The organism is Lysinibacillus sp. UGB7, assembly GCF_049058285.1.
GTDB classification, from domain to species: domain Bacteria; phylum Bacillota; class Bacilli; order Bacillales_A; family Planococcaceae; genus Lysinibacillus; species Lysinibacillus sphaericus_B.
Window position 1 is genome coordinate 150791 of record NZ_JBMGUV010000007.1, and the last position, 17599, is coordinate 168389.

Annotated in this window: 16 protein-coding genes and 1 other annotated feature; of the genes, 13 read left to right on the top strand and 3 right to left on the bottom strand. The window is 35.9% G+C overall.

Translation table 11 applies throughout. The features are described from left to right. The 13 genes from ACOMCU_RS08840 to ACOMCU_RS08900 all read left to right on the top strand — a co-directional run bounded on the left by ACOMCU_RS08840 (position 1) and on the right by ACOMCU_RS08900 (position 14739). A complete protein-coding gene (locus ACOMCU_RS08840) occupies positions 1-531 on the top strand; it encodes a DUF2812 domain-containing protein (RefSeq protein WP_010859138.1) in 531 nt (176 codons plus the stop codon). A gap of 12 nt (positions 532-543) precedes the next feature. Next, the gene (locus tag ACOMCU_RS08845) at positions 544-1074 is read left to right on the top strand and encodes a DUF2812 domain-containing protein (protein WP_010859139.1); all 531 of its coding nucleotides are present in this window, start codon (positions 544-546) and stop codon (positions 1072-1074) included. 12 nt (positions 1075-1086) lie between these two features. Further along, positions 1087-1992, top strand: coding sequence for an ABC transporter ATP-binding protein (locus ACOMCU_RS08850; protein ID WP_010859140.1), 906 nt, complete (start codon positions 1087-1089; stop codon positions 1990-1992). Further along, complete coding sequence (locus ACOMCU_RS08855; protein WP_080647652.1) at positions 1976-3220, top strand: ABC transporter permease; 1245 nt, start codon at positions 1976-1978, stop codon at positions 3218-3220. Before ACOMCU_RS08850 ends, ACOMCU_RS08855 begins: the two co-directional genes overlap by 17 nt. A 157-nt stretch (positions 3221-3377) precedes the next feature. Continuing rightward, complete coding sequence (locus tag ACOMCU_RS08860) at positions 3378-3638, top strand: hypothetical protein (RefSeq protein ID WP_010859142.1); 261 nt, start codon at positions 3378-3380, stop codon at positions 3636-3638. Positions 3639-3700: 62 nt separating this feature from the next. After that, positions 3701-4882 (top strand): toxic anion resistance protein, encoded by a 1182-nt coding sequence (locus ACOMCU_RS08865; RefSeq protein WP_219364462.1) that lies wholly within the window; start codon positions 3701-3703, stop codon positions 4880-4882. Positions 4883-5052: 170 nt separating this feature from the next. Then, positions 5053-5589, top strand: coding sequence for a hypothetical protein (locus tag ACOMCU_RS08870; protein WP_036130104.1), 537 nt, complete (start codon positions 5053-5055; stop codon positions 5587-5589). A gap of 258 nt (positions 5590-5847) precedes the next feature. After that, complete coding sequence (locus tag ACOMCU_RS08875; protein ID WP_421049966.1) at positions 5848-5970, top strand: hypothetical protein; 123 nt, start codon at positions 5848-5850, stop codon at positions 5968-5970. A 32-nt stretch (positions 5971-6002) separates the two neighbouring features. Continuing rightward, entirely contained in the window at positions 6003-6908 is a 906-nt protein-coding gene (gene rarD / locus ACOMCU_RS08880) for an EamA family transporter RarD (RefSeq protein ID WP_421049967.1), read from the top strand. A gap of 185 nt (positions 6909-7093) precedes the next feature. Beyond that, positions 7094-8128: a Wadjet anti-phage system protein JetD domain-containing protein gene (locus tag ACOMCU_RS08885; protein ID WP_421049968.1), complete on the top strand. Its 1035-nt coding sequence runs from the start codon at positions 7094-7096 to the stop codon at positions 8126-8128. Then, entirely contained in the window at positions 8101-9597 is a 1497-nt protein-coding gene (locus ACOMCU_RS08890; protein ID WP_421049969.1) for a replicative DNA helicase, read from the top strand. The genes ACOMCU_RS08885 and ACOMCU_RS08890 overlap by 28 nt, the downstream gene beginning before the upstream one ends. A gap of 1 nt (position 9598) precedes the next feature. After that, the gene (locus ACOMCU_RS08895) at positions 9599-10327 is read left to right on the top strand and encodes a DUF6063 family protein (RefSeq protein WP_219364457.1); all 729 of its coding nucleotides are present in this window, start codon (positions 9599-9601) and stop codon (positions 10325-10327) included. Continuing rightward, entirely contained in the window at positions 10327-14739 is a 4413-nt protein-coding gene (locus tag ACOMCU_RS08900) for a hypothetical protein (RefSeq protein ID WP_421049970.1), read from the top strand. The genes ACOMCU_RS08895 and ACOMCU_RS08900 overlap by 1 nt, the downstream gene beginning before the upstream one ends. 248 nt (positions 14740-14987) lie before the next feature. Here the strand turns inward: ACOMCU_RS08900 and tyrS are convergent, their stop codons facing one another. The 3 genes from tyrS to ACOMCU_RS08915 all read right to left on the bottom strand — a co-directional run bounded on the left by tyrS (position 14988) and on the right by ACOMCU_RS08915 (position 17484). Next, positions 14988-16202, bottom strand: coding sequence for a tyrosine--tRNA ligase (gene tyrS, locus ACOMCU_RS08905; RefSeq protein WP_010859146.1), 1215 nt, complete (start codon positions 16200-16202; stop codon positions 14988-14990). 75 nt (positions 16203-16277) lie between these two features. Further along, positions 16278-16519, bottom strand: a binding site (T-box leader). Positions 16520-16753: 234 nt separating this feature from the next. Continuing rightward, entirely contained in the window at positions 16754-16888 is a 135-nt protein-coding gene (locus ACOMCU_RS08910; RefSeq protein WP_421049971.1) for a hypothetical protein, read from the bottom strand. A 218-nt stretch (positions 16889-17106) separates the two neighbouring features. Continuing rightward, a complete protein-coding gene (locus ACOMCU_RS08915; protein WP_155242404.1) occupies positions 17107-17484 on the bottom strand; it encodes a hypothetical protein in 378 nt (125 codons plus the stop codon). Between the last annotated feature and the right edge of the window lie 115 nt (positions 17485-17599).

Consider the following 17599-nt stretch of genomic DNA (forward strand, 5'->3'; position numbering starts at 1 on the left):
GTGAAACTGATAAAATTTCGCTTTTATATCGATCATGAACATGAGGAAAAATGGGTCAATACCATGGCAGAAACGGGTTGGCATTTAAAGAAATTTTGGCCCTTTGTCTATTTATTCGAAAAAGGCAATCCAAGTGAATACATTTATCGCAATGAAATGGTGATAAAAAGGAAGAAAGATTATTATGAGTTTCTCAAGACGATGGGTGTAGAATGTGTGCATTCATTTGGCGTATGGGCGTACTTTCGGAAAAGACGTGAGGATGGACCATTTGAAATATTTTCCGGGAAATTAGATAAAATCAAAGATCTGTCACGTCTAAATACACTGTTTATGTTTGCTGCTCTGGTGAATGTACTCGTCTTGCTGATCAATATTGTGTTACCACTTCTTCGTCATGAAGTACATCAAGAAGTCCTGTGGGCGAGCTCATTAAATATGTTGATGCTGGCTTTGCTTTATATAGGAATTCATAGAAATAATAAGCGAAAAAAGAAACTGCAAATGCATGCTCATATTTTTGAAGATTAAGAGAGGGATTATATGAAAAAGAGAAAGTACCGCTTTTTTGTGGATTACGAAAAAGAAGAAGCGTGGGTCAATGATATGGCCGCGCAGGGCTGGCATCTACAGAAAACATTCTTGGGCTATTTTGTATTTGAACAAGGGGAGCCGGGTCAATACATTTACCGCAATGAATGGGTGCATGGGAGAAAGCAGGACTACTTTGATTTTTTAGAGACATTGAATATTGAATGTGTCACAAAATTTGCAGGCTGGGCCTATTATCGAAAAAAAACCTCAGATGGTCCATTTGAATTATTTACAGATGCCCCTTCTAAAATGAATTCTTTAAAGTCGATGAACAATTTTTTTATTCCATTAGCACTGTTAAATATTTTAGTGGGCATCTTTAATATTGCTCTTGGACTGACAGGATCATCACAAAGTTTCTTAAATATGAGTCTTGGATTTTTCAATATTGTAGCCTCAATATTATTGTGGATACCCATTTTGAAAATTGTCAAACGAAAAAAACGATTGGCTCAAACATTACATATATTCGAAGGGTAGGGAGGAAATAATATGACATTGCAATTACAACATGTCACGAAGAAGTATAAGGATTTTACAGCAGTCGATGATTTGAATTTCACCATTGAAAAAGGAGAAATTTTCGGACTGATTGGACAAAATGGTGCGGGCAAAACGACGACATTTCGTATGATACTAGATTTGCAGGAAACAACATCTGGCACGATTACTTGGAATGGTCAACCTGTTAATAGCATCAATCGTGATGTACTGGGTTATTTACCGGAGGAACGTGGGATTTTCCCAACGATGAAGGTTGAGGATCAATTATACTTTTTCGGTGAACTTCGTGGAATGAAAAAGGCAGAGCTGAAAAAGGATATCGACTTTTGGATTAGTCGATTTGAGCTGGAAGAAAAACGCAAAGATAAAGCGGAGACGCTGTCCAAAGGGAATCAACAAAAAGTACAACTGATTGCAAGTTTTATCCATAAGCCACAGTTTTTAATTTTGGATGAACCATTTAGTGGTCTTGATCCTGTCAATAAGGACTTGCTGAAGGACGCGATTTTACTACTAAAGGAGCAAGGGACGACAATTTTATTCTCCAGTCATCAAATGGATAATGTTGAGGAGCTATGTGATCATCTTTGTCTATTAAAACGAGGCGTGTCATTATTTACAGGTAGTTTATTAGATTTAAAGAAACAGTATGGTAAAACAAAGCTGGCGGTGCGTACAGATTGGTCTACTACACAGTTGCTGGCACTAGAAGGTGTCAAAGACGTACGTGTGGAAAAAGAACAAACGGTGTTAACACTGGAGGATGAGCATTTTGCTCAGCGCATTTTCGAGCAATTATCAAACGGTAAGTATATCGAAAAATTCAGTTTAGATTATTTAACATTAGATGAAATCTTTAAGGATAAGGTAGGTGGTAGTGTTGTCGAAGTTTAATTTATTGATGAAACAATTATATATGACAAAATTGAAATCGAAGTCGTTTATTTTGATGACGCTATTATACGTTGTTGGTATGTCAGTGGCCATTTTTTGGTCAGATATTAAAGAGCTCTTTACAGGAAATGATGAGGCGCAGCAAATTGCCATTATCAATGATACTTCTGCAGATTTAAGTGACATTTTTGTTTCAAATGGTGAGATGGAGTTTATTCAGAATGAAACGAATTTAACCGTATTACAGCAGAAGGTAAAGGACGAGGAAATTGACGCGATTGTTGAAGTAAGCGATAAAGATGGACAATTACATGCTGAAATTTCAACCTTTACGCCGTTAAAATTAAACGATCAATCAACGATTTCTTCTTTATTACAATATGCAGGTCAGCATTATGCCGTACAGCAATTATCGCTATCTCCAGAGCAGGCAGCGCAAATTATGGCGGCAAACACGATTATTACGAATAAAAATTTAAATGAAGAAACATCAGGTGGCAAAAGTGAGGAAGAAAAGCAATCAGGACTGTGGGTATCCTATGCAGTTGGTATATTAATTTACTTCTTTATTTCCACATTCTTATCGATGATTACAACTGAAATTGCTTCTGAAAAGGGCTCACGTGCAATGGAAATGCTATTAGTAAGCGTGAAACCTGCAACCCATTTTAAAGCGAAAATTGCTGGTGTACTGCTACTTGCATTCACGCAAATGGCAATTATTGCGGGTGTTTTCCTCATCTACGCGAAGTTCGTCAAGGATGGCGTCATTTGGGATATGGCGGCAAGCATTGTCAAGGAATTATCGATAAGCTATGTGTTATATGCAATCTTGTTCCTATTATTAACGATTATTCTCTATTTAATTGTGGGCGCATTATTCGGTTCTTTAGTTTCCAAGGTAGAAGAAGCAGGGCAAGTGCTCATGCCTGCAATGATGATTACGTTAATTGGCTTCTATGTAATGTTATCAGGAATTGGTAATCCAGATACAATTGTTATAAAAGTCTTCTCTTATATTCCATTTACGTCTGGTATGGTCATGCCGATGCGTATTGGGGCGACTGATATTGGTGTCATGCAACCACTATTATCCCTGGGTATACTCGTAGCAACGATTATTGTGGCATACTTATTTAGCTTATCGTTCTACAAACGCAGTGTGCTGACATATAGCACAGGTGGCGTTATCCAAAAAATTAAAACAGTGTTAAAAGTGACAACATGATGTGAAAGAGCAGCTACTTTATGTGGCTGCTCTTTGCTGTAATAACTAGACAATTCGTACCAAACGCACGAGGAGTCGAAGAAATGGCAGGTATTTCGACAATTCAGTCGTATTTCAATTTCAAACAAGCTATAATTTATGAAAAGGGGATGATCAGATGTTCTCAAGAGAGGAAGTTGAAACTTTACTCAAACAGCCGCAAACTAAACGTTCAGCAACACAAGTAGAGAAAGAACAGTTCTTTTTGAAGCTTGCACAACAATTACCCATGAGTAAAGAATTAGCAGAAATTTTGACAAAACGTGAACAACTACAGCTTTTTGTCGATGTAGAAAACGATAATCATGACAGCTTTCAATTGAAGTGTCTTGATAATCCCTATTCAGTAAAGGACTCATATTTTGTAAGGCTTGAATAAATGAAACTTTTTCATCTTTTATTCGTATTAAAAGTAGAGATTAATCGCAGGGGGTATTACTTATGTCTGAATTCAACAACGATTTGTTAAAATCTAAAGATCCATTTGCTACAGAGAACCCATTATTACAGCCGAATCCATTATTGCAGGCTGCACCAACACAAACGCCAGCACAAGCACCGACGTTTGTTTCAGAACAAGAGCTATCACAAATTGCGCAAAATCAGCTTGCGTTGAAAAAAGATCCAGAGGTGCACGCACTAGCACAGAAAATTGATGTGAAAGACCAAATAGCTATGTTGGAACTAGGAAAAGAAACAGCTACGGGTATTTCTACATTTTCAGATAAAATGTTAGCAACGATGAAAGCAAGTAAACTTGAGGAATCGAGTGTATTGCTAAACAATTTAAATAAAATTATGGATAAATTTGATCCACAAGACTTTACAGACGAAAAAAAGGGTGGCTTCCTGACAAAGCTGTTCAATAAAGGTAAGGAACAATTAGAACGTATTCTCTCTAAATATGACAGCATGAACAAGGAAATTGACGTAATTTACCGCGAAATTCAAAAATACGAGGTCGAGATGAAACGCAATACCGTAGACCTTGAAACATTATATGACCAAAACTTAAACTACTTCCAAACATTGAGTAAATTTGTAGCGGCCATTGAAGTGAAGGCAGAAGAGGTGCGTTCAACACTACCGATGCTAGAGCAAAAAGCGCAAACAGGTGACCAATTAGCAGCAATGGAATATGAAACGATGCAACGTGCGGTAGACTTGCTTGAGCAACGCCGCTATGATTTAGAAATGGCGCAGCAAGTATCATTCCAATCAGCTCCACAAATTCGTTTAATGCAGCAGGGCAATAATCATTTAATCGGTAAAATCAACTCTGCATTTGTAACAACAATTCCAATTTTTAAACAAGGTCTCATTCACGCAGTAACATTAAAGCGTCAAAAACTCATTTCAGATTCAATGACTGAACTTGATCGTCGTACGAATGAAATGCTAGTACGAAATGCTGAGAATATTAGTAAAAACAGTGTCAATATCGCACGTGCTGCAGGTAGTCCGAGCATCAAAATCGAAACGATTGAAACAACATGGCAAACGATTATGGCAGGTATTCAGGAAACGAAGCAAATTCAAGCAGAAACAACGAAAAACCGTGAGGAAGGCCGTAAGCGTATTGAACGATTACAGCTTGAATATGAAAAACTGAAAAAAATGTAACAAGGAAGCTTCTTGCATAATCTCAATGCAAGGAGTTTTTTTATTTTGACAAAATGCGGTTTACTCATTATGATTATATAAATGAGAATGATTATCAAAGAAGAAGGAAGCGGAAAGATGTTAAACAAAGCAATACCATTACATGGACTATTGAGTAATGGAGTGAATAAATGATGAATAAAATAGACCCTTTTGCATTGTCTTGTGAAACATTGCAGGATGGCACGCTTGCCGTCCAAACTTCAGAACCCTTGTTGCTGTTATCACAAAATCGCTACAAAGAATTAGTGCATATCGAACAATTATTCAATAATATGCATGTAGAATCACATGAAAAGCATACAATTTTGGAGCTGGATCGGAGAACTTTAAAAAAACAAAATGCACAGCTGATAGAAGAGATTCAAAAGATTGCAAAGCAAAATGCAGTATTGCAAAAAAAGCTAACAGAATATAATTGTATCGTTGAAGAATACAAAGAGCTACGTAGTCAAAATACGGAACTCCTCATTGAGTTGAGTAAATATACTGCTTTGTCGAGAGAAACACTTTCGGGCCCACTAAAATCGATGATTCGGGATTTACGTGAGCAGGGTGTGGGGATAAAAGAAATTCATATTCGCATCAAACGTCAAATCAATCCAGATATTAGCTACAGTATGGTACGAAAATACATTTCTGAGATTGAAAGTGAAAACGGAGACTAGCTCCAAGTGATAAAACTGGAAATATGAAGCCATTAATGTATTACACATTTCTAGTTATATTGATAATATTTTGTGATTCACCATTGATTTTTATAGTTTGTGGTCTGTTTTTACTATTTTAGAGATAACCAATTCGCTTATAGTGAAAATGTGCATTTACAGTTTTCAAACAAAGTCCTATAATGAGTCTATTCTTTAACTTTATTCAGCATGAACGGACCGTAAAGCTTGATTGATTCAACTAGCCATCAGAGGAGGTTGCAGAAAACCTTACTGATTGAAGTTTGGCTGTATTCAGCGAAAGTCAATCTTGCCAGTGGTCGTTTTATTGCCTACTGTACAAAGTTATGTTTACTGACATTTACGCGCCGTCGTAAATGATTTATTCAACTAGAGTAGGAGAATTATAGACAATGTCGAACGAGAAAAAAGGGATTTTGGCGGCGTTTTTTGCCTATGTCATTTGGGGCGCCTTCCCACTTTATTGGAAAATGCTTGAGCATGTACCAAGTATGGAAATTTTATTGGGGCGTGTTATTTGGTCCTTTGTTTTTACGGTGATCGCAGTGCTACTCATCGGTATGCGTAAGGAACTACTAGCAGATTTAAAATACTTATGGACGCATCAGAAGCTTTTTTGGCTGCTAGCAGGGGCTTCTTTTGTAATCTCAATGAATTGGTATTTATATATTTGGGCCGTAACGCATGAACATTTAATTGAAACAAGCCTCGGCTACTATATAAATCCACTGTTGTCCGTTATTTTTGGCGTAGTTTTCTTTAAAGAGACACTTAGCCGTGCGCAGTGGGTTGCCACGGGTATTGCCTTTATCGCTGTCATTATTCTGACGTTAAACTACGGCTCTATTCCATGGGTAGCGTTACTTATTGCATTATCCTTTGCCATTTATGGCGTGCTGAAAAAGAAAATTACCATTGATGCAACACGTGGGCTTGCAATTGAAACATTGTTTATCTTGCCTTTTGCACTAGGGTATTACATCTATCTTTTTACAACGAGTCAAGCTTCTTTCTTACACGTTGATGTACAAACAGATGTCCTCATGATTGTAAGTGGCATTGTCACAGCAGTACCGTTAATTTTATTTGCGAAAGGTGCACAAAATATCCCGCTCTACTTATTGGGCTTTATTCAATATGTTGCACCAACAATCGTCTTAATTTTAGGCGTTGTTCTTTATAAGGAGCCATTTAGCCAAGTGGAATTAATGGCGTTTAGTATTATTTGGATAGCGTTATTATTATTCTCAGGCTCAAAAATTATTGAAACGCGAAGAGCCCATCATAAATCTGCGTAAAAAAGGACCTGTAGAAATTTTCTACAGGTCCTTTTTCCATGCAAGGCATGTCCGCCAACGAGCTGATAAGAATAGATTACGTTATTCACTCATTTGAGATGGATCTCACCCCAATTTTTAAAAAGATAAATTATAATAGTAATAAGTTAGTATAAAGGTAAAGTGTAAAATGGGGAGCATGATGAATGATTAAAACTATAAGAAAGCAACTAGCGGTTTGGAAAAAGAAAACGATTTCGTTGAGCGAGTTAGAAAAAATATTTAATAACGAAATTCAATCTTATGAGGAATTAACTCAAATCGTCTTGCGGCTAGAAGGCGAACAGGTACTTAATATGGTGAAGACAAAAGGGCGTACAGGAAGAGTTCCATCGCTTGCCTATCAATATAGAATTGATAAAAGTTTACTTAACGCAGAGTATCATCTTGAATTGCAACGTTACCGCTTGCAGTTACATTCACAAATTTATCTCGATCGATATTATCGTTTGGATCCAGCTGTTTGGGAAAACGATCTTCCGTATATATTAAAAATTGATCAATTTTTAAAGATCAATCAACTGCCAGATGAACAGGTTCCAGCTCCTGAGAGAAGCTTTGAATTAGTCGGTGATGAAAAGTGGATTGTTGAAAAGGGTGGCAAAGAGCTTTTAGAACGTACTCAATTGTGGGTTGTTATGAAAATTACACCGGTATCAGACCCTTTGATGTTTGCTGTAAATCCGAATAAATTAATGACAGCACAGCAGCTCCATTTAATCGTAGAAAATAAAACCACTTATCAAGGATTGTTACCAAGTTTACAACATAGTGAATTTTCTACTTTAATATACGGTTGTGGTAATAAAATTACAAGCAGCATAGAGCAGTTTTCCTCTCAATACCCAGTACAAGCTAGTCATCATTTTTTTTATTTTGGTGATATTGATAGAGCTGGTATTGCTATATGGTACTCTTTGAATAAGTGGAGAAAAGTATACTTAGCTATTCCATTTTATAGAGCATGTTTGCAGAAGACTTCAGCTAGTGGTAAGGACTATCAAAGAGAAAATAAAGATGCTATTGATTGCTTTTTGTCTATGTTTTCTCAAGAAGAGCAATTTCAAATTCGCAAAATGTTTGAAAACGGACAATACTATCCACAAGAGGTTTTGAAGACGCGAGAGCTTCAACGTAAATGGAGGGAATTCGATTGGATAACTTTGATTTCAAAGAAATAACAAGTGGATACAGAGAAAGAATGAGAAGACTTGCTTTATTTGAACCTTTATTAGAATTAGACCGTAAGCAAAGGCAAGACGACATTGGAACTTCTATTGATATGAAGGGGTTAGGATTATTAGCACTGTTGTTTTTTTTCGAAAAAAAACTAATTCGTCAATACAGAACGGATGTTAAGCACTTGGCGACTTTTTTAAGAATAATGACAGAGCAACACTATGTTTTAGAAGAAAGTGATTATGAAAGGATCGCTCGTTTAATTGTTCAAACTTTTCGACCGACAACTGGTAAAAAGCGTAGTTATTTATTTTTTAATTGGGAAACAAATAAAGATGAGGCAATTGAGTATTCTATTTTAAGAGCAAATGATTTTGATGTGAAAACAAATACACAATTTTATACACTCGATGAAGACGGGCTGGAGCTATTATTTGCAACAAAAGAGTTTTACAGTGAGTTTCAATTATCTATTAATCAACTTTTGTTACGTAAACAAATAGACAAAGGTGAATTTCAGGGTGCGTTACGACAAATAAACGAAATGCGTATTGACGTTGAAACTTTAGAAGAAAGAATGGATCGGCTAAAACATGAGATTCAAAGAAGTATTGTATCAGAAGAAACGTTTGAACGATATAAACAATTACTTAACGATATTTACGAGCGCTTTGCACGAGAAGACGAGGAATTTAAAGAATTACGCACATTTGTCAAAGAGACGCGAGAACGACTTTTCTCAAAGGATATCCATCTGAAAGAGAAAAAAACTTACGATAAGGTTTTAAGGATAATAAGAGAATTAGAAACTGTACATAGCGAGCACTCAAAACTGCTACAAAAGACTGCTGAGTTACAAAATACGACACTTGTTATTGCACAGGAGTCTTTATATTATACAGGAATGCAGTCGTTTAATTTTGATCAAGACATTGTCTCTACAATTATTTCATCTCCTTTAAATGTCGATGTGATGAAAGGTGTTTTACATCCTTTCTTAAAAATTGAAGAGAATTTGTCATGGTCACCACTCACTGTTTTCACTGAACAAAATATTACTGAAGAGCGAGAGGAAAAAGAGCTAGCTAGCTTTGAAGAAATCGAAAAAAGTGAAAATGAACAAGTATATAGAAAATGGTTGTCCTCTCGTTATAAAGAATTAATGGAAAAGTTACTTGAAGCTTATGAGCAAGGACAAGCTGAAAAATTAAGTCGTTTTGCGAACTATGTAATAGAACAAGAAAATGAACAATTATTAGAACAACGATATTTTTACGATTTCTTTCTATTGCTGCATCAACAATCACCTGTTACAAACAGAGAGGTTGGAGAAGAAAGTGCAGTCCTTTTAGGAGAAGTACTTAAAGTATTGGGGAATCGAAAGTTGACCATTGTTGAAGAGGAAGAAATTTTGCAATACTGTCCAAGATATTCTATACAAGAAATGCAAGTCGCATTAGAGGAGGTTTAATATGTTCTACCAAGAAGAAAAAGTGATGAAAGCATTTCAGTTGTATACGTCATTAGCTCGCCAAGGTGTTTTAAATGCTGATGCTGTACAACTGTATAAAGCAGATGACGAAATACGGGGATTGCTTGATCGCTTTAGTCAAGAAGTAGATTGTGTCATTATCCGAACGAGTGAGCAGCTGTTTTTAGTACCTCAAACAAAACTTTCCCCTTTTCATATTAGTAATGAGTGGTTAAAACGTCATTACTTAAAAAGTGGTGCGACAAATGGCGACATTTATCTATTATATTTTGCAACCATTGTGTTATTCGGAAATTTTTATGATACATATCAAAGTAATGAACCAACGAGAGATTTTATCAGAATAGATGAGTGGGCTCAGTTTATCAATGAACGAATACTTCATCTTCAAAGTCATGATGAAGAAGAGCTTAAGAAATCAGAAAAAGAATTTTCATATAATTGGCGCTTGATCATTGAAAAGTGGGAGAACATGGACGACATTAAGGAGACAGCGAAAAAACAAAGTGGCAACACGATTAGTCGCCTTAGTTTTATTGATACGGTTAGACGATTTCTTGTAGACGAAGATCTTATTAAAGATATAGGGAACGAAGAAATAACATTAACTGAAAAATCCAAGATGATTATTCAACGCTTTTTTATGGAGGTTGAATATAACAAAGGAATCCTTGAGTTTATCTACGATTTCGAAGGGACTGAGCAATAATGCCAGCAATAAGTAAAATAAGGTTAACAAATATTGTATTTGAAGAAGGACAAAAACGTTATAACAATGAGACATTTTTGTTTGATGGACATAATGGAGCTATATTACTTGAGAATGGTGGAGGAAAGACCGTTTTCATCCAAACTGTTTTGCAAGCAATACTACCTCATACACCTTTAGCTCAACGGAAGATTAAAGACACGTTACAACTAGAAAACGCCCCAGCACATATTGCCATTGAATGGATACTTAACGAGCAGCCACGAAGGTATATGACGACTTGTGTATCGTTATTCTTAACAAAAAATAGTTTTGATTCTTTACGTTACGTATATGAGTACGAAGGAAAAGACGATCATTCTATTGACAATATTCCTTTCGTACGTACTACAAATGGGAAGAAAAGACCTGCTGACCGTGGTGAAATGTTAGATTATTACAGTGCTATGCGAGAAAAGTCTGTTCGAGCTCAAACCTTTCAAACGAAAAAGGAATATCAGGCGTATATAGAAGAGCAATATCAAATTATTGAAAGCGAATGGGAAAGTATTGTGAAGATTAATAGTACAGAAGGTGGCGTCGAAGCATTTTTTGATGAATGTAAAAGCACAAGCCAGCTGTTTGATCGACTTTTAATCCCTACTGTAGAAGACTCAATCGCAGGACATAATAAAAATAGTTTTGCCGACTTATTTGAAAAACAAAGAGAAAGCTTTCATTCGTATAAAAGGTTGAAGGAAAGTATCGAAGAAAATAAACAAATTCAACAGGAACTAGAGCAGTATGTTCAAATTTTTGAAAAGTTGCATAGTAGACAAATTGAATATATTCATGTGAAAGAGCAGGCAAAAGGAACATGGAATATTATTAACTATCAAAAAAGCGCAACGTTAAAAGAACAGGATATAGTGAAAAAGCATAAGCTTCAATGGGACTTGGACCAACAACAATATGAACGTAAGCAAGCCTCCTATAAAATTTTGCTAGAAGAACAATTGCTTCAAGAAAAAGAGCAAGCGTTCCAGCAAATCGTATTAGAGCATGAGGAATTACAAGAAAAATATGAGAAAAAGAAAACATATTACTATTCTTTAAAGCTGGCAGAACTAAAAGCAACGCTAAAAAACAATAAAGAAAAGCTTCAATATTTAGAAAACGAATTGCGACAGTTTGAACAATCGGAAGAAATAATCGATTTTGAAGAACAACTTAATGAAACAAAACGTATGCTCTTAGGTTCTTATCGTGAAGAAATGGAGCAGATATCAAAAGAGATGCAACGAATTGTATATGAAACAAACCCTTTAATGGAGCAACTTGAGAAAAATACGAAGCAATATGAAGAACAGGTTGTCAACAAGCAAGAAAATGAAAAGCAACAAGCAAAGTTAAAAGGGCAAGGAGAAGGAATTAAAAAACATTTAGAAAAATTAACACAACAACTACTTGCAAATCCAGAACAAGAAAGGGTTGTGGATTTATTACCTGACTGGAACGACCGTATTCAATTCTTAGATGAGGAAATTATTAGGCTAGAGCAGCTGATAAAACAGTTGAACAATCAATTAAGTGAATCAGAAGAGAAAAAAGAATTTTACAATGAAGAACGCAATAAAATCATTACTTTGAAAACGACGAATCGTGCAAAGCAAGAGCAGTTACAAAAAGCTCATCAACAACTTATTGAAAATCTGAAAGCAGTGCGTCCACAATGGGTTAATATTGAATCCATCTATTTACAGCAAGAAACAGTGGAGGCTAGGTTAAAAGAAGATATCAGTCAAACCAATAGATTGCGGGAAGATTGGTTATATCGTGAAAGACTTGCCTATCGTTTTGTCGACGATTATGAAAATCAAGAAAGCTTTTTTGCAGATTCGTTTTTTGCTGAGCAGCTTAAACTATGGAGAAATCAGTTTGACTATGTTACGACGGGTGTTGAATTTTTACAACAAATGGACGAAGATGCTCGTATTGTAAAACAACAATATTTATTATGGCCGCTGTCAATTATTACAACTTCTAATTCAAAAGAAAAGCTGATTCAAAAAGTTCAACAAGTTTCAGACCGCCTTGCTTTTCCAATTGCTATCTTAACGATTGAAGAGGCTTCGAATATTGAAACGGAATCAGGAAAAGAAGCATGGATTTCACCACAACATTGGCATGAAAATGTCAACCAGACGAATTTTGTGCAATGGAAGAAGCAAATAGGCGAAAAAGCGCATAATATTACACATTCACGTAAAGAAACCGAGGAACTATTATCGTTCAAAGAGCAAGCATTAAATAAATTACAGCACTATTTACTGGAATTTCCGCATGATGTTTATGAAGAGTTAAAAGGTGAAGAAAACAGGTTGCAGCATGAGGAAGAAACGGTACTTTTAAATCTGAAAAGAGAAGATGCCTATAGTCGTGAATGTAAAAAAGAACTCGAAACAATAGCGGCAAATGTAAAGCGGTATAAAGAAGAAAAAAACGGATTAGAAAATAAAGTTGAAAAAGCCTCTGACTATTTACAATATGAAAAGGAGCTAATCGCTTTAATCCAAAAAGAGCGGCAGTATGATCTTATAAATAAAGAGCTTGACCAAAAAGTAGCACAAATCGCCCATCAATTAGAGCGTTTAAATGATGAAATTCAAGAATGTTATGAGCGGAAAAATGAAATAAAATTCAATTTGCGAAATATGGAAGAAAATCATGAATATAAGTCTGTGAAGCATTTGGAACCGATTTACTCAGGACAAAGCAGAACCATAATTTTAACTACCATTAAAGACTTGGAATTTAAAATTAGGAAAATCACTACAACTCGTGGAGCGTTAGTAGCAAGACATGAAGCAGCTTTAAATGTGTTGCAATTGACAGAACAACAAATAAATGACTTACGACTGGAGCATAGAAATCTATTAGATGACCTGCATTATCCTGTTGGAGGCTTGCAGCACATAAATACACTCCTTGAAAAATTACCACAATTAGAAAACGAAATGCTTGTTAAAGGCAAAGAACGAACAGAGAAACAATCAGAACATGATATTCAAAGTGGTAAAGTAGATCAAATGCTTGAACATCTTCAGGAAATATTTCAACAGGGAAGAATACAATTCAGCGAGAATATTTTCGACATACAAGCCAGCCTACAAGCAGAACAAACGCGTCTTGCAAAGCAGAATGATTATTTAGAACAAACACATTTGAAGGTCGAACAACAATTAAAAGACATAGAATTTGCAGAGCGAGAGCTTGAGAAATTTGAGGAAAGTCATCATTTTACAGCCCCAGATATTGTTGGTGTTACATTTACTGAAGATGTGATTACAGAATTTACTTATAATCGAAAAGCTTTTGTTCAGAAAATAACAGAGCTATTAAAACAAAAACAGCAGGATTTAGCTTCTGAAGCGAAACAAGTAGAACATGCGAAGCGTGCATTTCGAGCATTTTGTCATACCGTAATCACGGACGTCAAAATGCGCAATATGGCACTAAATGGGATCGAATATAAACAAAGCTATGAAGATATCATTGCGTTTCGCAACAATATGATGATAAGTGTTGAAAGAGCAACACATTATGCGAACGAACACATACGCCAAAAAGATGCTGAAATGCAAGCATTTATCAATCAAATTCACAATCACTTACAAACAGTTGTAGAAGAATTACGTCATATTCCAAATACAACAAAGGTAAAAGTAGGAGACACATGGAAACAAATTTTCAACTTTATTATTCCTGATTGGCAAGAAGATGAAGGGAAAAATCGTATTCGTGATCATATCGAATGGATTTTATCGCAATTAGAGTCTGACCGTTTTCTTAACGATCAAGGAATGGAAGACAGTGGGAAGGTACGAAAAGAAATCGAAACCTGGCTACAGTCAAAACAGCTACTACAAATTGTTATGAACAATGAAGTAATGAAGGTTAGCTGTCGTAAAGTAACGAATGATGGTAATGTCTCTACACGTTCTTATTCTTGGGAGCAAAGTAATATTTGGTCTGGAGGAGAAAAATGGAGCAAAAATATGACGCTATTTCTTGGTATTTTAAAATATGTTTCTGAGAAAAGGCATCATGCCCAAACAAAAATGAAACGTTACCGCACTGTTATTTTAGACAACCCATTTGGAAAGGCATCGAGTGACCATGTACTCAACCCAGTCTTTTTCGTAGCCGAACAACTAGGTTTCCAAATGATTGCACTAACTGCTCACGCAGAAGGGAAATTTCTACAAGACTATTTCCCCATCATTTATAGCTGCCGACTACGCGCATCCAAAGATTCAAACAAAAATATCATGACAAAAGAAAAATGGCTACACCATGCTTACTTCCAAGACCATGAACCACTAGCTCTCGACCGCCTAGGCGAAAAAGAGCAAATGACGTTGTTTGAATAATAGGGAACTTTCGATAAAAAAGTATTGTAGCAAAATACATTAAAGAATTAGTAATTTATTTGAATTAATGTACGTAATCATCACGTTCAAGAGCCAGCTGTTCAAGTGAGGAAAAGTGTGCTTCGTTACTTCTTTTAATTCAAAGTATGCCATCTATTTTGAAAAAATAGATGGCATTTATAGTTATTAAGTGGGGAATTTCACGAAAAAAATGTTTATTTCGGATAGAATAATATTCAAATCGCTAATCATTTAATAAACTTTATAAATCGTTTCTTGCCAATTTGTAACACGTCATTATTCATTAAGATATAATCTAGATCATCAGGTAGGAGCTTTTCTCCATTTAATGATACGCCGTTTTGTTGGATTAACCTTACAAATTCGCTTTTACTTTGAATAAAATTCATGTTAATAAGCTCAGGGAGGATGTCCGCAATTTTCTCTTGTCCGATTTCGATTAAAAGGCTAGGGATATTTTCTGGAATTTTCCGTTTTTGAAAGGCTGTTTCAAAATACATTTTGGCTTCCTTCATGGCGTTTTTACCATGATATAACGCAGTAATGATTTCTGCTAATTCTAATTTCACATCACGGGGATTTTCGCCATTTTCTAAACGTTCCTGAATCATATTGATTAAATTAGGATGCTCATCTGTGGCCAATTCAAAATATTTAATGATTAAATGATCTGGTACTTCCATCACTTTTTTAAACATTGTTTCTGGTGCCTCATTGACACCGATATAATTCCCTAGACTTTTACTCATTTTTTCAACCCCATCTAAACCTTCTAGCAGAGGCATGAAAATCGCAATTTGTTTTTCTAATCCTAAATGCTTTTGTAGTGTTCGACCCATTAAAATATTAAAGGTTTGGTCTGTGCCGCCTAACTCAATGTCTGCAGAAATTTCTACTGAATCATACGCTTGCATTAAAGGGTAGAAAAATTCGTGAACCCCAATAGGCACTTGATTTTTGTAACGTTTTTGAAAATCATCTCGTTCTAATATTCGCGCTACCGAAGTCGTTGCAGCTAATTGAATGACTTCTTCAAACGTTAATTTTGACAGCCATTCACTATTAAAACGGACAGTTGTTTTATCCTTATCTAATACTTTAAAGATTTGCTCGCAATAAGTATTGGCATTTTCCTTAACCACTTCATCACTTAGAGCCACACGACTTTTTGATTTACCAGTGGGGTCACCAATGCGACCAGTAAAGTCCCCAATCAAAATGACTACCTGATGCCCTAAATCTTGCATTTGCTTAATTTTGCGTAAAACAACGGCATGACCTAAATGAATATCCGGTGCTGATGGATCAAGCCCTAATTTAATTGTCAACGGCTCTTTCTTCTCGAATGAACGCGTTAATTTTGCCAGTAATTCTTCTTCATGCACAATGGTGTCTGTCCCTTTTTTAATGATTGCTAATTGCTCTTGTGGTGTTACCAACATGTATAACAACTCCTTCAAATGTTAATCTTGCAGATGCTATAAGAGAAAAACAAAAAACGCCCTTTAGGAATAAACCTAAAGGACGTGTGTGAACGTGTTACCACCTTTATTTGAGAGCTATTCACATAACTCTCCTCAATAAGTACGGCTATATGCGATACCCATGCATTGATTACGGATGCAACTCCGTCGTAGCCTACTATAAGTTCGGTACGCAGCTCCAAGATGTATTCACAATAACTTTCCTTGCGCCTCTCAACAACCGGCTACTTTCTGTAAGTTCCATTAAAGCTACTCGTTCTCTTCAACGCTTTTACTCTTATACTCCGAAATGTATGAAACAAATCTTCGTTATGCAGATTTAGTACATTATTATAACCTAACTTCTTAAATTGTCAACCAATTTTGAGTATTCATTATTTAATGCATTCGCTGAGATGAAGATGAATTTTTAGAATTTAGAGCGCTAAATAGTTTTTCTATAAAGAAACACGAACATTTTTGGTAGGAGCATAAGGCGGCAATTCAAAGCGGGAAAAGCAAGCGAGACCTTAGACTGAGCATTTATGGGAACAAAGGCTAAAAGCGTCACGTCCTGTGACAACGCCTTCGTGACCAACATCCTGTTGCTGACGCTTCGCTTTCGCACATAAAACAATTGTTGCTGGAGCTTCGCTTTCGCCCATAAAACATTTGTTGCTGACGCTTCGCTTTCGCACATAAAAACACTTGTTGCCCCGAAGCGAATCGGTGCCCCGAAGAAAGCGTCCACCTGTAGCGGAATATACTTAACAAAAAGTGGAAAAGAAAAAGTTGTTCATTGTAGTTTTTGTGTTTGTTGAACCACTTGACGCATTAAGCATAATGTTTTATCTCGGTCTAGTAGGTTTAGTGGCAGGGTCATTTATTTTTTAGAGGCATTTTTTATTTCGATGGCAAATGAATGAAAACCGTTTTCTTCTGCCACAATGGTCACGATATTTTGAATTTCAATTTTTCTTTCTGTATTCATTGAATCGACATCGTACATTAGCAGTGCGATTACTTGTTTATCAGGGTAAATGGTGTATCCAACGCCTCCAGCAAGAGTATAGCCATGCACGTTTAGCCGACTAACAATTTTGTTGGAAAGATCCGTTTTAGTGATTTGTGCATCAATGTAGGCAACTTCTTCCAATAATTTTTGGTGATTCGCAAAATTAACACGATCGGTATCATCTGATGCGTTGAAAAAATTATCAAGAATTAAGAAAGATCCACATATGAATATGACAGTTGCCACAAAAAAGGTTCCTTTTTTTCGGATATGCATCATCCTTTCTTATTTCTAAATACATGTTATGCATGAAGCGTCAGTAAAAGTCTTGAGAATTTAGCTCGAGCATTTTGGGGGGCAT

Excerpts from the sequence above, each read along its gene's own strand:
- ACOMCU_RS08845 (WP_010859139.1), top strand. The coding sequence starts at position 544 with ATGAAAAAGAGAAAGTACCGCTTTTTTGTGGATTACGAAAAAGAAGAA.
- ACOMCU_RS08850 (WP_010859140.1), top strand. The coding sequence starts at position 1,087 with ATGACATTGCAATTACAACATGTCACGAAGAAGTATAAGGATTTTACA.
- ACOMCU_RS08860 (WP_010859142.1), top strand. The coding sequence starts at position 3,378 with ATGTTCTCAAGAGAGGAAGTTGAAACTTTACTCAAACAGCCGCAAACT.
- ACOMCU_RS08865 (WP_219364462.1), top strand. The coding sequence starts at position 3,701 with ATGTCTGAATTCAACAACGATTTGTTAAAATCTAAAGATCCATTTGCT.
- ACOMCU_RS08870 (WP_036130104.1), top strand. The coding sequence starts at position 5,053 with ATGATGAATAAAATAGACCCTTTTGCATTGTCTTGTGAAACATTGCAG.
- rarD (WP_421049967.1), top strand. The coding sequence starts at position 6,003 with ATGTCGAACGAGAAAAAAGGGATTTTGGCGGCGTTTTTTGCCTATGTC.
- ACOMCU_RS08885 (WP_421049968.1), top strand. The coding sequence starts at position 7,094 with ATGATTAAAACTATAAGAAAGCAACTAGCGGTTTGGAAAAAGAAAACG.
- ACOMCU_RS08895 (WP_219364457.1), top strand. The coding sequence starts at position 9,599 with ATGTTCTACCAAGAAGAAAAAGTGATGAAAGCATTTCAGTTGTATACG.
- ACOMCU_RS08900 (WP_421049970.1), top strand. The coding sequence starts at position 10,327 with ATGCCAGCAATAAGTAAAATAAGGTTAACAAATATTGTATTTGAAGAA.
- tyrS (WP_010859146.1), bottom strand. The coding sequence starts at position 16,202 with ATGTTGGTAACACCACAAGAGCAATTAGCAATCATTAAAAAAGGGACA.
- ACOMCU_RS08910 (WP_421049971.1), bottom strand. The coding sequence starts at position 16,888 with ATGGGCGAAAGCGAAGCTCCAGCAACAATTGTTTTATGTGCGAAAGCG.